The 15,814-nt window shown below is 59.6% G+C and carries 15 protein-coding genes and 3 pseudogenes; 12 read left to right on the top strand and 6 right to left on the bottom strand.

What is annotated here, in order from left to right; genetic code table 11:
- Positions 1-122 precede the first annotated feature (122 nt).
- The 4 genes from ACQRAX_RS24240 to ACQRAX_RS24225 all read left to right on the top strand — a co-directional run bounded on the left by ACQRAX_RS24240 (position 123) and on the right by ACQRAX_RS24225 (position 4,834).
- Positions 123-2,423, top strand: a complete 2,301-nt coding sequence (locus ACQRAX_RS24240; RefSeq protein ID WP_412041494.1) for a fatty acid cis/trans isomerase — start codon at positions 123-125, stop codon at positions 2,421-2,423.
- Positions 2,424-2,534: 111 nt separating this feature from the next.
- Entirely contained in the window at positions 2,535-3,569 is a 1,035-nt protein-coding gene (locus ACQRAX_RS24235; RefSeq protein WP_412041493.1) for an acyltransferase family protein, read from the top strand.
- A gap of 57 nt (positions 3,570-3,626) precedes the next feature.
- Positions 3,627-4,211 (top strand): Fe-S biogenesis protein NfuA, encoded by a 585-nt coding sequence (nfuA, locus tag ACQRAX_RS24230; RefSeq protein ID WP_045179985.1) that lies wholly within the window; start codon positions 3,627-3,629, stop codon positions 4,209-4,211.
- A gap of 116 nt (positions 4,212-4,327) precedes the next feature.
- The gene (locus ACQRAX_RS24225) at positions 4,328-4,834 is read left to right on the top strand and encodes a VOC family protein (protein WP_412041492.1); all 507 of its coding nucleotides are present in this window, start codon (positions 4,328-4,330) and stop codon (positions 4,832-4,834) included.
- Positions 4,835-4,844: 10 nt separating this feature from the next.
- Here the strand turns inward: ACQRAX_RS24225 and ACQRAX_RS24220 are convergent, their stop codons facing one another.
- From ACQRAX_RS24220 to ACQRAX_RS24210, 3 genes are all read right to left on the bottom strand, one after another.
- Positions 4,845-5,762: a LysR family transcriptional regulator gene (locus tag ACQRAX_RS24220; RefSeq protein ID WP_412041491.1), complete on the bottom strand. Its 918-nt coding sequence runs from the start codon at positions 5,760-5,762 to the stop codon at positions 4,845-4,847.
- Between the two features lie 24 nt (positions 5,763-5,786).
- Positions 5,787-6,761: a quinone oxidoreductase family protein gene (locus ACQRAX_RS24215; protein WP_412041490.1), complete on the bottom strand. Its 975-nt coding sequence runs from the start codon at positions 6,759-6,761 to the stop codon at positions 5,787-5,789.
- A 117-nt stretch (positions 6,762-6,878) separates the two neighbouring features.
- Positions 6,879-7,754 carry a LysR substrate-binding domain-containing protein gene (locus tag ACQRAX_RS24210; RefSeq protein WP_412041489.1) on the bottom strand — a complete coding sequence of 292 codons (876 nt, stop codon included), beginning with the start codon at positions 7,752-7,754 and terminating at the stop codon, positions 6,879-6,881.
- 114 nt (positions 7,755-7,868) lie between these two features.
- Between ACQRAX_RS24210 and phnD the strand changes: the two genes are divergently transcribed.
- From phnD to psrA, 4 genes are all read left to right on the top strand, one after another.
- A complete protein-coding gene (phnD, locus tag ACQRAX_RS24205) occupies positions 7,869-8,738 on the top strand; it encodes a phosphonate ABC transporter substrate-binding protein (RefSeq protein ID WP_412041488.1) in 870 nt (289 codons plus the stop codon).
- Positions 8,735-9,529, top strand: a complete 795-nt coding sequence (gene phnC / locus ACQRAX_RS24200) for a phosphonate ABC transporter ATP-binding protein (RefSeq protein ID WP_412041487.1) — start codon at positions 8,735-8,737, stop codon at positions 9,527-9,529. Before phnD ends, phnC begins: the two co-directional genes overlap by 4 nt.
- 2 nt (positions 9,530-9,531) lie before the next feature.
- Positions 9,532-10,356, top strand: a complete 825-nt coding sequence (gene phnE, locus ACQRAX_RS24195) for a phosphonate ABC transporter, permease protein PhnE (protein WP_412041486.1) — start codon at positions 9,532-9,534, stop codon at positions 10,354-10,356.
- Positions 10,357-10,470: 114 nt separating this feature from the next.
- On the top strand, positions 10,471-11,562 hold the full coding sequence (gene psrA / locus ACQRAX_RS24190) for an iron-containing alcohol dehydrogenase PsrA (RefSeq protein WP_412041485.1): 1,092 nt from the start codon (positions 10,471-10,473) through the stop codon (positions 11,560-11,562).
- Positions 11,563-11,600: 38 nt separating this feature from the next.
- Here the strand turns inward: psrA and ACQRAX_RS24185 are convergent.
- A pseudogene (locus ACQRAX_RS24185) lies at positions 11,601-12,209 on the bottom strand (hypothetical protein); the annotation flags it as partial.
- A gap of 77 nt (positions 12,210-12,286) precedes the next feature.
- Between ACQRAX_RS24185 and tnpA the strand changes: the two are divergent.
- From tnpA to ACQRAX_RS24165, 4 genes are read left to right on the top strand one after another with little or no spacing between them, the layout of a single operon-like run.
- Positions 12,287-12,664 (top strand): IS66-like element accessory protein TnpA, encoded by a 378-nt coding sequence (tnpA, locus tag ACQRAX_RS24180; protein WP_412041484.1) that lies wholly within the window; start codon positions 12,287-12,289, stop codon positions 12,662-12,664.
- Positions 12,661-13,005 (top strand): IS66 family insertion sequence element accessory protein TnpB, encoded by a 345-nt coding sequence (gene tnpB, locus ACQRAX_RS24175; protein WP_412041483.1) that lies wholly within the window; start codon positions 12,661-12,663, stop codon positions 13,003-13,005. Before tnpA ends, tnpB begins: the two co-directional genes overlap by 4 nt.
- Before the next feature lie 37 nt (positions 13,006-13,042).
- Complete coding sequence (tnpC, locus tag ACQRAX_RS24170; RefSeq protein ID WP_412041482.1) at positions 13,043-14,548, top strand: IS66 family transposase; 1,506 nt, start codon at positions 13,043-13,045, stop codon at positions 14,546-14,548.
- Positions 14,549-14,551: 3 nt separating this feature from the next.
- The gene (locus ACQRAX_RS24165; protein ID WP_412041481.1) at positions 14,552-15,130 is read left to right on the top strand and encodes a plasmid pRiA4b ORF-3 family protein; all 579 of its coding nucleotides are present in this window, start codon (positions 14,552-14,554) and stop codon (positions 15,128-15,130) included.
- 22 nt (positions 15,131-15,152) lie between these two features.
- Here the strand turns inward: ACQRAX_RS24165 and ACQRAX_RS24160 are convergent.
- Both ACQRAX_RS24160 and ACQRAX_RS24155 read right to left on the bottom strand, forming a co-directional pair.
- Positions 15,153-15,488: pseudogene (locus ACQRAX_RS24160) on the bottom strand (hypothetical protein); the annotation flags it as partial.
- Positions 15,485-15,814: pseudogene (locus tag ACQRAX_RS24155) on the bottom strand (hypothetical protein); the annotation flags it as partial. The pseudogenes ACQRAX_RS24160 and ACQRAX_RS24155, both read right to left, overlap by 4 nt.

Raw genomic sequence — 15,814 nt, 5'->3', positions numbered from 1 at the left:
GAATAATAACAAAGCTGCGCGGTTTTTAGACGTGTTGAAGATTTACATGAATTTCATTCATGTTGGCACGCCGCCAGCACCGGTAGAATCGTGAAGCTATCAATACCCAGGACATTCGGCACATGGTGCATCGTTTACTTGCCGGCGCTTTCGCCCTGTTCATCAGCGGCGTGGCGTTGGGGCAAGCCCCACAATCGAGCTCGGCTATTTCATATACCCGGGACATTCAACCGATCTTCACCGAGAAATGCGTGGCCTGCCACGCCTGCAACGACGCCGCCTGCCAGCTGAACCTGGGCAGTGCCGAGGGCGCTTCACGCGGCGCCTCCAAAGTGCCGGTGTATCAAGGTGACCGCAGCACTGCCGTCGCCCCGACCCGGTTGTTTTACGACGCACAAAGCACTGAGGCGTGGCAGCGCAAGGGCTTTTACTCGGTGCTCGACAACCAGGGCAGCCAAGCCGCGCTGATGGCAAGGATGCTCGAGCTGGGGCACAAGACACCGCTGACGCCCAATGCCAAATTGCCCGAAGAGATCGTCCTGGGCCTTAACCGCAACAACATGTGCCCACAGCCCGGTGAGTTTGATGCCTATGCCGGCGCCCATCCCAAAGAGGGCATGCCCCTGGCTGTTACAGGCTTGACCGACGCTCAGTATCAGACCCTGCAACGCTGGTTGGCAGCAGGCGCGCCGGTAGAACATGAGCCGATCCAGCCAAGTGCTACCGAGGCTGCACAGATCGCCGACTGGGAAGCGCTGCTGAACCGCCCCGGTTCAACCGAGGCGCTGGTCGGCCGCTGGTTGTACGAACACCTGTTTCTTGCCCACGTTTATTTCGTCGGTGGCGAGCAGGGGCATTTCTTCCAGTGGGTGCGTTCGCGCACGCCAAGTGGCCAAGCCATTGACTTGATCGCCACGCGTCGACCCAATGACCCGCCGGGCACCGACTTCTACTATCGACTGCTGCCGGTGCAGGGTGTGATCGTACATAAAACCCACATCACTTACCCGATGGGCCCGAACAAGCTCAAGCGCGTCAAGCAGCTGTTCTACAGCGGTGACTGGCACGCCAATGCGCTCCCGGGCTACGGCCCGCGTCACCGCGCCAACCCCTTCGAAACTTTCGAGGCGATCCCGGCTGTGGCCCGTTACCAGTTCATGCTGGATAACGCCGAGTACTTCGTCCGGACCTTTATTCGTGGCCCGGTATGCCGTGGCCAGATTGCGACCGATGTGATTCGTGACCATTTCTGGGCGCTGTTCCAGGAGCCGATCCATGACCGCTACCTGACCGATGCCGAGTACCGCGGGCAGGCCACGCCACTGTTGGCCATGCCTGGCCAGATTGACGATGTCGGCAGCATCCTGTCGCTGTGGCATGCCTACCGCGACAAGCGCAACGACTACGAGAATCTGCGCCGCGAAGCCTATGCTGACCAGCCAGCACCAAGCTGGTCGACCTTGTGGGCGGGCAACGACAACGCCTTGCTGACGATTTTCCGGCATTTCGACAGCGCCTCGGTCACCAAGGGCCTTATCGGTGATGTACCCAAGACCATGTGGCTGTTCGACTACCCGTTGTTCGAACGCACGTATTACCAGCTTGCGGTCAACTTCGATGTCTATGGCAACGTCTCGCACCAGGCTCAGACGCGTTTGTACTTCGATCTGATCCGCAATGGCGCCGAGGTCAACTTTTTGCGCCTGATGCCGGCAGAGCAACGGGGTGCCATCCTCAGCGACTGGTACCAGAACAGCGGCAAAGTGAAGATGTGGATGGACTACGAGGACATCGACACCGATACCCCGAGTGCCCTGAAACTTGATGCGCTTGATCCCAAGCGCGATTTTGGCCTCAAGCTGATCCAGCGCACCGGTAGCCTCAATGCCGCCCCTGACCCGATCAACCGTTGCCAGGGCGCCTTTTGCTCACGCCCGCAAATGAATCAGCAATTCCGTGATGTTGAGCAAACCCTGAGCCGATTGGTCTCGCGCCCGGCGGCCGGGCTCAAAGTGATCAACCAACTGCCCGAAGCGACCCTGCTGCGTATCGAGGGGCAGGGCGGCCAACGTCAGGTCTACAGCCTGCTGCGCAATCGGGCGCACAGCAACGTGGCGTTCATGCTCGGCGAGGCTTATCGCTACCAGCCGGGCCTGGACACCCTGACCCTGTACCCCGGGGTGTTGAGCAGCTATCCCAACTTCATGTTCAACGTCCCGGCCAGCGATGTGCCGGAGTTCGTCGAAGACCTGGAAGCGGCCCGTGACGACACCGCCAAGTTCGAGCGCGTGGTCATGCGTTGGGGCGTGCGTCGCAGCCACCCGCAATTTTGGGAGTACTTCCACGACCTCAACAGCTACATCAAGGAAACCGATACTGTAGAGGCGGGCGTACTGGACATGAACCGCTACGAAAACCTCTGAACACGACCGCCGGGAAGGTCATCTGACCTTTCCCGGCAACCTGTGGTCCGACCTCTGACGCGGCTCTGGTGGCAACCAGGGCTTGAGGAGGATTTACACACAGGTATCCGGATGTTGTTTTCGCTTCAGGCGCTACGCGCGCTCGCCGCCTGGGTGGTGGTCTGCCATCACTTCATGCAAATCTTCTTCGACTTCCATGCCAGTGGCCCGGTCGGGCAGTTTCTGGTCGACCGTGGGGCCGTGGGGGTGGATGTCTTCTTTGTCATCAGTGGCCTGGTGATCTACCTGTCGACCCGTGACAAGGCAATCGAGCCCAAGCGCTTTTTGCTCAACCGGGCGCTGCGTATCGTTCCTGCCTACTGGTTCTATACGGCACTGATGGGGCTGTTGCTGCTCACGGCACGTCAGTGGATGCCACACCAGGCGATTGACCTTGAGCACTTCGTGCTGTCATTACTGTTTATCCCGGCAGAAAATCCCGGCGGTTACGGCCAGTACCCGACCTTGAACGTCGGCTGGACGCTGAACTACGAGATGTTTTTCTACCTGCTGTTCTCGCTGGTGTTCCTCGTGCGCCAGCAGCATCGCTTGCTGTTGGTGGCGGCGGCGCTGTTGCTGTTCAGTGAAGTGCTGACGCGTGCCGGGCTACTCAATCACTTCTACCGCAACAACATTGTCTACGAGTTTTTGCTGGGCATTGGCATCGGCGTACTGTATCGGCGTGGCTGGATCGCTCAGGGGCTGTGGCTGCCATTGGCGATCCTGCTGAGCGCCGGGGTGGCGATCCACTACCTGGATGCATCACGGCGCGTCTTGCACTGGGGGCTGCCGAGTGCCTTGATCGTGTTGGCCTGCGTTTCGCTGGAGCCTTATTTCAAGGGCAATCGGGTACTCAAAGCGCTCGGTGACTGCTCGTACTCGGTGTACCTGATTCATGTGTTGGTGCTGTATGCCGGCTGGTTTGCCAGTCAGCGCCTGGACTTGAACCCCTATGCCGTGTTCAGCCTGTGCGTGCCGTTGATTGCAGTGTTGTCCTGGCTCAGCTACCTGTTGCTGGAAAAGCGCTTGTACCGGCGCTTGAGTGACTGGTTTACGCCCGCGCAGGGCGCGCCGGCGCCTGTCATGCTTTCCCGACAGAATTACTAGGACTTTGTTCGGCGGCCAGGTTGGCGTAAACTGCCGACAAGTCTGTGAGGAACTTCCATGAGCGCCATAACTATTACCGACGCCGCGCATGATTACCTGGCTGATCTGCTGTCCAAGCAGAACACCCCGGGTATTGGCATTCGCATCTTTATTACCCAACCGGGCACCACCTACGCCGAAACTTGCATTGCCTACTGCAAGCCGGGCGAAGAAAAGCCTGAAGATACCGCCGTGGGCCTGGCCAGTTTTACCGCCTACCTGGACGCGGTGAGTGTGCCGTTTCTTGAAGATGCCGTGGTCGACTACGCCACCGACCGCATGGGTGGCCAACTGACCATCAAAGCACCGAATGCCAAGGTGCCGATGGTCAACGAAGACAGCCCGGTCAACGAGCGCATCAATTACTACCTGCAAACCGAGATCAACCCGGGGCTGGCCAGCCACGGCGGTCAGGTCAGCCTGATCGAAGTAGTCGAAGACGGTATTGCCGTGCTGCAGTTCGGCGGCGGTTGCCAGGGCTGTGGCCAGGCCGATGTGACCTTGAAGGAAGGCATCGAGCGCACCTTGCTCGAGCGTATCCCTGAGCTCAAGGGTGTGCGTGATGTAACTGACCACAGTCAGAAAGAGAACGCCTACTACTAAGGCGTTCATCCATCGCTGGCAAGCCAGCTCCCATCAGGTTACTGGCTCACCGCTGGACCAGTGTGGGAGCTGGCGTTGCCAGCGCTGGGTTGCACAGCAGCCCTGGGAGGCTGAACGTGCAACGCATCCAGACCATCACCCCGTGCCTGTGGTTCGACCACCAGGCCGAGCAAGCCGTAAAGTTCTACATCCAGGTATTCGGCGGCTCCTCCAGAATTCTCACCACCAGCTATTACAGCGAGGTCGGCACCGAAATCCACGGGCGCCCGGCAGGTTCTGTCATGGCCATCTCCTTCGAGCTCGACGGCCAGCAATTCAGCGCCCTCAATGGCGGCCCGATCTTCACCTTTACCGAAGCCATTTCACTGCAGATCAATTGCCAGGACCAAGCCGAGATCGACCATTACTGGAGTGCCCTGAGCCAAGGTGGCGATCCGCAGGCGCAGGTGTGCGGGTGGTTGAAGGATCATTACGGCCTGAGTTGGCAGGTGGTGCCGGTACGCTTGTTCGAACTGCTTGAAGATTCGGATGCCGATCGGGCTGGTCGCGTGATGTCGGCAATGTTGAAGATGAAGAAGATCGATATCGCGACCCTTGAGCAGGCGGCCGACGAGTTCGATTGAATCGCAACGGCTAGCGCCAGGGCGCACCCTTGCTGAACTGCAGCTCGATCCAGTGTTTGAAGGCATTGGTGACTGCACTATTAAAGCGCGCGCCAGGGCGGACCAGGTAGATGCCGGCAGCGTGGTCCAGTTGCCATTGCGCCAGCACGCGCACCAGACCACCGCTGTCCATATCACGCTTCATCATCCAGTCACCCCCGGCGATGATGCCGACTCCGGCGCGTGCGGCACCTAGCAACGCTTCGTTATCATTGCTTTGCATCGAACCCTGTATTTTTACGCTGTGCAATTCATCCTCACGGTACAACTGCCATTGCGGGAAAGAACGCAGGCCGGTAAAGCCTAGACAGTTGTGCTGTGCAAGATCGGCCGGCGACGTTGGTTGCCCGCAGCGCTGTAAGTAAGCAGGCGAGGCGCAGAGGATTCTCCGGTGTTCACACAGCTTGCGCGCCACCAGGCGGCTGTCAGCCAGTTCGCCGATGCGGATTGCGGCATCGAACCCTTCGGCAACCAGGTCGACAAAACGCTCCGCGTACTCTATTTCCAGGGTTACTTGTGGGTTGGCCAGGGCAAACTCGGCGAGCATTGGGCTCAGCCACAGCCGACCCAGGTTGGCCGGCAGCGCCAAGCGCAAGCGCCCGCGCACCTGAGTCGCGCCTTGGGCCGCTTCACGTTCAGCGTCGCTGATCAGATTGGCGGCATGCTGCAGACGTTCGACCAACCGCGAGCCTTCATCGGTGAAACGCAATTGGCGGGTGGTGCGTTCCACCAAGCGGATGCCCAGGCGCTGCTCCATCGCGCTCAGGCGTTTGGACAGTAACGAAGGATGACGTTGCAACTGGCGGCCTGCAGCGGCAAACGAGCCGTGAGTGAACAGTGCCAGCAGGGTAGCCAGCTCATCGGCCTGGCGACTGTCGAACGGGTCCATGTCAGTGCTGCGCCTCGCTCAGGATCAGGGGATAAGGATAATCGCGCCCTGGCTACGCCCGTGCTGCATGTCGTCATGGGCAGTGGCCACCTCGGCCAACGGGTAGCGACGCCAGATCCGCGCCTGGATGATACCTGCCGCCAGCGCTGCCAGCACGTCTTGCGCTCGCGCTTGATATTCTTGCGCCGTGGCAGTGTGAGCGGCCAGGGAAGGGCGGGTTACAAACAACGAGCCCTTGCTGTTCAAGGTACTCATTGCCAGCGGCTCGGGGACACCTGAGGTCACCCCGAAGGACACTAGCAATCCACGTGGACGCAGGCTATCAAGCGATGCCTGGAGCGACACGCGCCCCACCGAATCATAGACGACATCTACCTTGTGCCCCTGGGTGAGGTCCAGCACTTGAGTGGGCAGCGACGCCGCATCGAACACCAGTACCTCGTCGCAACCGGCAGCTCTGGCGCGTTCGACACTTGATGATTTGGACACCACGCCAATGACGAACGCCCCCAGGTGCTTGGCCCAAGGCACCAGCAACTGGCCAAGCGCGCCGGCGGCGCCATAGATCAAAACTCGCGTACCCGGCCCGACCGGATAGGTGCTCTTGAGCAGGTACTGAGCGGTGATACCTTTGAACAACACCGCGGCTGCCGCTTCGAAGCTAACAGAGTCAGGCAGTTTGATCAGACGCTCCGCGGGAAACAGCCGGGCGCTGGCATAAGCACCCAACGGGCCGGTGGCATACGCCACGCGGTCGCCAAGGCGCACCGTGGTCACTCCCGCGCCGACCGCAGTCACGGTGCCGGCACCTTCCAGGCCAAGGCCTGTAGGCAGGGCAAGTGCTACATCACCCTTGCGCTGGTTGACATCCAGCGGGTTGACGCCGATCGCTACCTGTTCCAGCCATACTTCGCCTGGCCCCGGAGCTTGTACCTGGGCCGATTGCAGGTGCATTACCTGCGGGTCGCCGGTGTGTTCAAGGCGCACGTGCATAACCATGTTCAGTTCCTCGGAATAGTTGGGGTAACCGTAACCGCGAGGATATTGACTGACCGAACATTCAACAATTGCCCGTGAACGCAGTGAACTGCTGCATCAGATGCAGCAATGTTGAGACTAGTAACTGTCGGTTCGGTACTGGGTCACCAATTGCAGAAACGAATCAATGACCTGGCTGTTACGCCGCTCAGCAAGGCAATACAGGTAGGTTTCGGTGCACACCGGGTCGCCGCAAAAGCGAATGGCCTTGAGCCGTGGATCAGCAATGAACTCGGCTTGCGACACGACTCCAACGCCGATCCCGCGAATGACCGCTTCTCGCAGTGCTTCGCGGCTGCCGATCTCCATCACCGGCCGTGGCGTAACTTCGTGTTCACGCAAGGCCTTCTCCAGAGCCAGACGGGTGGTGGAGCCGCTTTCCCTGTGCAGCAGTGGTTGCCCCTGCAGGGCCTGCAAGGGAATTTCATCGAAGCGCGCCAGGGGATGGTCGATATTGGCAAACAGCACTACGGGGTGGCGCGCATAAAGCTGCGCACTGAACGCAGGGTCATCATGCAGGCCCGCGAGTACTCCCACGTCCGTTACATAGTTTTCCAGCTCTGCCAGCACTGTGGCCGAGTTGCCGACCTTGATCGACAGGTCGATCTGCGGGTACTGATGACGATAGGCATCGACCATCTCGATAACATGGAACGGCCCAACCGCACCTATCTTCAACTGGCCGCGATTGAGCTTGCCGGAGTCGCGCAGCAAATTGAACGCTTCAAGCTCCAGCACACCCAGTTGCTGGGCAATCGGCAGCAATTGACGGCCGACCACTGTCAGTTCGATACGCCGCCCTCGGCGATAAAACAGTTCGACGTTGTAGTCACGCTCCAAGGCCTGGATCTGTGTGGTCACCGTTGGCTGGCTCAGGCCCAGGGCCCGGGCGCCCGCACTGAAGCTGCCCTGGCGGGCGACGGCGAGAAAGGTGCGCAGTTTGGTGGTAGACATCCATAGCTTCCATCAATGGTTTTGCGGGAAAACGCATAGTGATTTGAAGCTGTGACTGTCACGTGACAGCCCTAGTGTGGAGCGACCTTCACTCCACTTTGCAGGACGTCCACCATGACCCCGTTTGCCAAACTGCTTCGTTTGACTGGCTTTGGTCTGTTGCCTTTGTTGGCGTGCACCCAGGTTTCTGCACAATCGTCACTGAGCATCGGTCTGATTCCTTCCGAAGACTCCCAGGCCATGATCGAAAGCAGCAAACAGGTCCTGGCGGATCTGGAGCGCCAGCTGGGCATGCCGGTCCAGCCGTTCGTGGCCACCGACTACAACGGCGTGATCGAAGCGCTGCGCGCCGGCAAGCTCGACGTGGCCTACCTGGGCCCGTTCTCATACGTCTTGGCCCATCAGGTAGCAGGTGTGGATGCGTTCGCTGTCGCCGTCACCAAAAAGGCCGGCAAGAGTGCCTACCGCAGCCAGATCGTGGCGCGCAAGGACAGCGGCATCAAACAGCTGAGCGACCTCAAGGGCCATACGTTCGCCTTCGTCGATCCAAGCTCTGCCTCTGGTCACCTGTTTCCCAAGGCCGGCTTGGAAGCGGCGGGCTATCAACCGGACAAACTATTCTCACGGGTGATCTTCTCTGGCTCCCATGACGCCAGCATTCTTGCGGTGGCCAACCGCAAGGTCGATGCCGCTGCGGTCGCTGACCGTATCTACGCCTCCGCTGTAGCCCAGGGCCAAGTTAAACCGGACGAGCTGCAGATCGTCTGGTCATCAGCCGACATTCCCGAGTCACCGATGGTTTGGCGCCAGGACCTGGACCCGGCGCTGAAGCAGAAACTGGCAGCGGCCATGGCCAATATCAAGGACGTACCCTGGGGGGATCAGGGCCAGCTCAACGGTTTTCAGCCCACCACCGATGCCGCCTATGATGTGGTGCGCGAAACCGCCAAGGTCCTCGATCTCGACCTGCGGAGCATGAAATGATCCGCGTGCGCGGCCTGCTCAAGGGCTATGCAGACAATCCGGTACTCAAGGGCATTGACCTGGATATCGGCGCCAGCGAGTTCGTTGTGGTGCTGGGCCAGTCCGGTGCAGGCAAGTCGACGTTGCTTCGCTGCATGAATCGCCTGGTGCAGGCTGATAGCGGTGAGTTGCAGGTCGCCGGCATCGATGCCATGGGCGCTGGCTGCCCACGCGACTTGCGCCGACAGGTGGCGATGATCTTCCAGCATCACAATGTCGTGCCGCGTCTGTCGGTGCTCAAGAACGTGCTGACCGGACGTCTGGGTTCGCTGTCGACCCTGGCTTCGGTGCTGCAGCTGTTCAGTCGCCGCGATGTAGCCCTGGCGCTGAACTGCCTGCAACAGGTTGATTTGCAGCACAAGGCCGAGGCGCGCACCGATTCACTCTCGGGTGGGCAACGGCAACGGGTTGGCATCGCCCGTGCGTTGGCACAACGGCCCAAGGTGATCCTCGCCGATGAGCCGGTGGCCAGCCTGGACCCGAAGACCGCGCGGCGGGTGATGCAATACTTGCGCGATGCCACCCGCGAGCTGGGTATCACCGTGGTGTGCAACCTGCATCAAGTGGATTTGGCCGAGGAGTTTGGCGACCGCATCATCGGTCTGGCCCAAGGCCGGCTGGTGTTTGACAGCCAGCATGAGGTCCTCGACGAGGCCAGCCTGCAGCGTATCTACCCACAACCGGAGCGGGTAGAGGAAGGGCAGCACGTCGCGGTTGCCGTGGCGCGGTTACACCTGCAAGGAGGGCTTTGACGATGAACAATCAGTCTTCGGCTTACCGCTGGATGGTCAGCACTCCAGACACCGCGCGTGGCTGGCTCGTCACTGGCGCCTGGATGTTGCTGGCTGTATTGCTGCTGCACTGGAGCGCCCAAGGCACGCAATTGAGCTGGACAGAATTGAGTAACGGCGTGCCGCAGATCGGTGACTTTCTGACCCGCTCGATGCCGCCAGACCTGAGCATTTTGCCGCGCTTATGGCAGCCGGCAGTGGAGACCTTGCAGATCGCCTTGTGGGGCACGTTGCTGGGGATTGTCTTTGCCATCCCCCTGGCGTTTCTGGCAGCACGCAACCTGCAGCGCAATCGCTGGGTGTATGCCGGTACCCGGCAGTTGCTCAATGTCATTCGCAGTATCAATGAGCTGATTCTTGCTCTGGTGTTCGTCTCGGCCGTTGGTCTAGGCCCGTTTCCAGGGGTCCTGGCCCTGGCGCTGCACGGGGTGGGCATGCTCGGCAAGTTCTTTGCCGACAGTATCGAAGAAATCGACCAAGGGCCGATTGAGGCGCTGCAAGCCACTGGCGCCAGACCACTGCAGGTGATCGTCTTCGGGGTGATCCCGCAGGTCATCACCGCCTGGATTGCCGTGGTGCTGTACCGCTTCGAGGTCAACTTGCGTTCGGCAACCGTGCTGGGCATGGTCGGGGCGGGGGGGCTGGGTTTTGAGCTGGTCAGCAGCCTGAAGCTGTTCAAGTACCAAGAGACGGCGACGTGCATCATCGTCATCACCTTGATGGTGGTGGCCGCAGACCTGGTGTCCAGCCGTCTGCGCCGCCGCATTCAAGGCGATAGCCAGCATTAGGGCGCTGCACGTGTGTATATCCGTTCTTTCAATGCAAGCCTTGAATCAATCGATTTGAGCGAAGGTTGTTCGGCCCCGGCTATGTCCCCAGCCGGAACAACAAAGGAAACCACCATGCCTGCCTATTTCCATAATCCGGTAGCCACTTGCTTCGGCAGCGGCAGCCTCAATCAACTCAGTACGCTGACCGAGCGCCAGAACGTCGCGCTGGTAACGTTCCCCGAAGCACGCGCTCTGGGGCTTATCGATCGCGTCCAGGCGTTGCTGGGCGAACGCCTGGTGTACATCGTCGAAGACGTCCAACCCAACCCGGACGTGGCCCAGTTGCGCAGCACCTACGAGCGTTTTTGGGCTGAGGCCGAGGATTGCCAGACGGTCATCGCCCTGGGTGGGGGCAGTGCCATCGACACCGCCAAGGCCCTGATCGTCGGTACTGATTCCGGGCAATTTGATGAGTTGCTTGGTTTACTGGCGCTGGGCAAGCCCTTCACCCCGGCACGCAGCAAAGCCCTGATCGCTATCCCGACCACTGCCGGTACAGGCAGTGAAGTAACACCCTGGGCGACCATCTGGGACAGTGCTGCGCAGAAGAAATACTCGTTGCACCTGGAGTGCACCTGGCCGAAGGCTGCGATTGTCGATCCGGAGCTGATGCTCACGGTACCGGCCGGGGTCACGGTGTCCACTGGGCTGGACGCACTGTCCCATGCCCTGGAAGCGATCTGGAACGTCAACGCCAACCCGCTCTCCGACACCTTCGCGGTGTCGGCGATAGAAGACATCCTCGAGTGCCTGCCCAAGCTGCAACGTGACCTGAGCAATCGTGACCTGCGCGCGCGCATGGCGCTGGCGGCGCTCAAGGCTGGCATGGCGTTTTCCAACACCAAGACCGCGTTGGCGCACGCCATTTCCTACGAAATGACCCTGCGTCACGGCCTTCCCCATGGTATCGCCTGCTCGTTCTCCTTGCCGCTGGTGCTGGGCCTGGCGTGGGGCCGCGACGATGCTCGCGACCGTACCTTGCAACGGGTCTTCGGCGCGGACCTGGAGCAGGCGCGCGCGCGTCTGCGCGAGTTCCTTCATAGCCTCGGGGTAAAGACTGACTTCGCCGACTACGGCGTCGATGCCGACGAGGTCCAGGCGATGATCGCCCAAGCCCTTCAGGGCGCTCGGGGCAAGAATTTCATCGGTGCCCACGCCGTCTGACGTTCGCCGACCGCCTTGGCGCCCAGTAGGCGGTAGCATCAAAATTGCTCTCGTGCCGTCTGCGCGGCTAACTCGGCCTCACGCTTGGCGATGGCGGCTTCCAGCTCGGGGGAACGCTTGGCCCATTGCTCGGGCGGCAGGGGTTTGGACCATTCGATGATGGCGGGGTAGGTCAGGTCTGGAGGCGGGTATAACTTTTTTCTTTGTAGGTAGGTGGCCAAAGGTGCGTTGAAAATAAATACCCCAACTAAACCCTCCCACAATATCGTCAGAATCCAACCGCGAGTTTTAGCTTTATCACCCATGTAATCGATGTAGTAGCGCAGGCTCCCGCCTGAGTTAAGTGCAGCCGCCTCCGGCGCTGCATCCGGCCCAATCTCCATGTAACTGCGTATGCATTCCCACAACGCCATGGCGGTGGTGCCACCCCCACAGTTAAAGCCCAGTGAGAAATGCTTATTATCGTCTTTGGCCAGCGGATCAGGGTTTTCAAAGCCGATGATTAACAAGCCCATTGTTGCTTTACCCGCCTGGCTCACCGACGAATGTTGCGTCGCCGCCGCCGTCACGCTTTCCCAAGGGACGATCCAGTACTCGCCATCTGCTTGCGGTACACACACCTCGCGGCGTTGCCGATTAAAGGTAACCGTCCGGCCAGCACCCTCTCCTGACAGCCCTCCAAATTAGCCAAGATAGTGGACACCATTTTTTAGTGGACACTATCTTGGATAACGTTGCCCCCGCTCGTCGAACCGGCCGCCGCCCCAACTTCTCGCTGGCGTTCAAACGCCAAGTCGTCGAGGCGACCCTCCAGCCTGGCGCCTCCGTGTCGTTGATCGCTCGTGAGCATGACGTCAATGCCAACCTGGTGTTTCGCTGGCGGCATCAATATCAGGAAGGGTTATTCGGCGCCGTCAGCCAGAGCGCAACGCTTTTGCCCGTCCAGGTGATTGAGGCACCAATCGATCTGCCACAAGTCCTCCAGCCACAGGCGGAGTGTCATTCCGAGATCGCAGTTGAGGTCGGAAAAGCCAAGCTGTGTATCACGGGCGCCCCCGATCCGCAGACGCTGCAATTCGTCTTGCAGCAGTTATTGCGATGATTGCCCCGCCCGCTGGAACCCGTATCTGGATTGCCGCAGGCGTCACCGACATGCGTCGTGGCTTCGACGGTTTAGCGGCACTGGTGCAGACACAGCTGGAAGCCGATCCGTTCTCCGGTCAGATCTTTGCCTTTCGCGGACGGCGCGGTGACCGGATCAAGCTGTTGTGGTGGGATGGCGACGGCTTGTGTCTGTTTTGCAAACGGTTGGAACAAGGGCGCTTCGTCTGGCCGCAAGCAACCAGCGGCGTCGTGTCGCTAACGGCTGCGCAATTGTCGATGCTGTTGGAAGGCATTGATTGGCGCAGGCCAATTCGTACAGCACCCGTCCTCGCGGTCTGACTTGCCGCGCTGAAAAAATCCCCAGTAACATGCGGTCATGACTCTCGTGACCGACTCCCTGCCGAACGATCTTCAAGCCTTGAAGGCCCTGGTCTCTGCCCAGCGGGCAGAGATTGAGCGCTTGAAAATGATGATCGCCAAGCTGCGTCGTATGCAGTTCGGTCGCAGCTCCGAGCAACTGGACGCGATGATCGATCAACTCCAGTTGAGCCTTGAAGAGCTGCAAGTCAGCCAAGCCGAAATGACACCGCCAGTCGAACCGGCACCTCGCGCAGTTTCGCGCCGCAAACCATTGCCCGAACACCTGCCTCGCGAAACTCACGTGCATCAGCCCGAGTCGCAATGCACGGACTGCGGTGGGAAGCTTCGCTATTTAGGTGAGGATGTGTCCGAAGTGCTGGAGTACGTTCCGGCACGTTTCAAAGTCATTCGCCATGTCCGTCCGAAGTGGGTCTGCCGCTGCTGCGAGCACATCGCCCAGGTGCCGGCGCCGAGTCGACCAATAGCCCGAGGCCTTGCAGGCCCGGGGTTGTTGGCCCATGTGCTGGTCTCCAAGTTTGTTGATCATTTGCCGTTGTATCGGCAGTCCGAGATCTACGCCCGTGAGGGCGTCGAGCTGGAGCGCTCAACCCTGGCCGACTGGGTCGGCCAGAGCAGTCAGTTGCTCAGGCCACTGATCAATGCCCTTGAGCACCACGTCATGAGCGGTCACAAAGTCCATGCCGACGACACGCCGATTGGCGTACTCGCACCGGGCAACGGCAAGACCAAAACGGCTCGCCTGTGGACATACATGCGGGACGACCGACCTGCGGGTGACTCGACACCGGCGGCAGTTTGGTTTGCCTACTCGCCGGATCGCAAGGGGCAACATCCGCGCGCTCATCTCAAGGGCTTTAGCGGGATCTTGCAGGCTGACGGTTATGCCGGTTTTGCTCAGCTGTATGCGACGGGCACTATTGAGGAAGCCGCATGCTGGGCTCACGCCCGGCGCAAGTTTTACGATGTCTACAAAGACTTGGTTTCACCCCTTACCGCCGAGGCGCTGCAACGGATTGCAGCCCTGTATGCCATCGAAAGCGAGATCCGAGGGCAGCCGCCCAACCTGCGAAAAACGGTTCGGCAAAGTCGGGCCAGTCCGCTGCTGGAGCACCTGCACACATGGCTTAATCAGACGCTGACTCAACTGTCGAAAAAGTCGGCATTGGGCGGTGCAATCCTCTATGCCCTCAACCGGTGGCAGGCCTTAACGCGCTACTGCAATGACGGCCGAATCGAAATCGACAACAACGCCGCCGAACGGGCGCTACGCGCCGTCGCGCTGGGCCGCAAAAACTACTTGTTTGCCGGTTCCGATGCCGGCGGAGAACGAGCCGCTGCGATTTACAGCCTGGTGGGTACTGCCAAGCTAAACGGGTTAAACCCACAGGCCTATCTGGCCTACGTACTTGAGCACATTGCCGAACACCCGATCAATCGGGTGAGCGAGTTGCTGCCTTGGAACATTTCTTTGAATCACACTGAACACTGCGAGGCCGCCTGATCCATGGTTAAAACTGTCCGTTTACCCAAACCCGCCCCCGACCTGTTACTGCTGCACATCGAGCTGAAGTGGATCACTCCGAAGATTTGGCGTCGGTTCGCGGTGCCTGAGAACATTACCTTGGGCAAACTGCACCATGTCATCCAGGTCGTGATGGGATGGAGTGATAGCCATCTGCATGAGTTTGAAATTGCCGGTGAGAACTACGGCATGCCCGACCCTGATGGCTGGGGGCCGACGGTAAACCCGGAAGCCCGTAAAACGCTGATCAAGGCGCTGAACGGAAAGCGGACATTCAATTATCTCTACGATTTTGGTGACAGTTGGCATCACAGTATCAAGGTCGAAAAAACGCTACCCGCTATTGCCTGTCCTCAGGTGCCGTATTGCATCGACGGCGCCAATGCTTGCCCACCGGAAGACGTGGGTGGCGGGCCTGGTTACGAGGAGTTTCTGGAGGTGATGGCCAACCCCAATCATCCAGAGCATGACGCCATGGTTGAATGGCATGGCGATGTTTTTGATCCAGCGGCATTTGAGTGCGAGCGCGTGAACCAGTGGTTTAAACGGATTAAGGCTTGAGTTGTAAGGCGGTGTAGCTCGGACGCTTACGATTAAAGCGCACCGGTAAAGGTACTTCGCGGAACAGGCCCTGGATTACAAAGCAGATAGGGAGGCCTGTAATACAAGCCCCCAATATCAGTGCGTCAGGATCATTGAGACCGTAGGCCAGCCCCAAAAACAACATCACTATTGGCCATATCCCCATCACCGCCGAACCGATGCTGTAATTACCGATATCGAGAAACACCTCGTTCTTGCGCCAAATGGTGTTGAGCACATCTGAGGGATTTTCACCGGTGGGGATTGGCAAGGGGGCCAAGTAGTCGTTGCGCGAAAACAGCCGTTTTTTTGTGGTACCTGCCGGTGGCGTACTCATGTCTCGTCCACAGGCTGCGTCTGCGTAGCTAATTCGGCCCCACGCTTGGCGATGGCGGCTTCCAGCTCGGGGGAGCGCTTGGCCCATTGCTCGGGCGGCAGGGGTTTGGACCATTCGATGATGGCGGGGTAGGTCAGGCTAGGGGGGGGCGACAGCTTTAAGTTCTGTAGTTTTTCCGCGAGATATGTCCCCAAAATCGTAATGCAAAATATGCCCCAGACAACACCAATCAAGTCCCCCTTACGCAAATCGGTGATGATCGAACCAATTTGCGTTTCTTCGTAGGGTGCTCTACCCACTCGGCTATTAGGTACTGCATCCGGCCC

This window comes from Pseudomonas sp. UM16 (assembly GCF_050312595.1).
GTDB lineage: Bacteria > Pseudomonadota > Gammaproteobacteria > Pseudomonadales > Pseudomonadaceae > Aquipseudomonas.
Note: the sequence above shows the minus strand (reverse complement) of the source record. Positions and strands in the feature narration are given on the sequence as shown.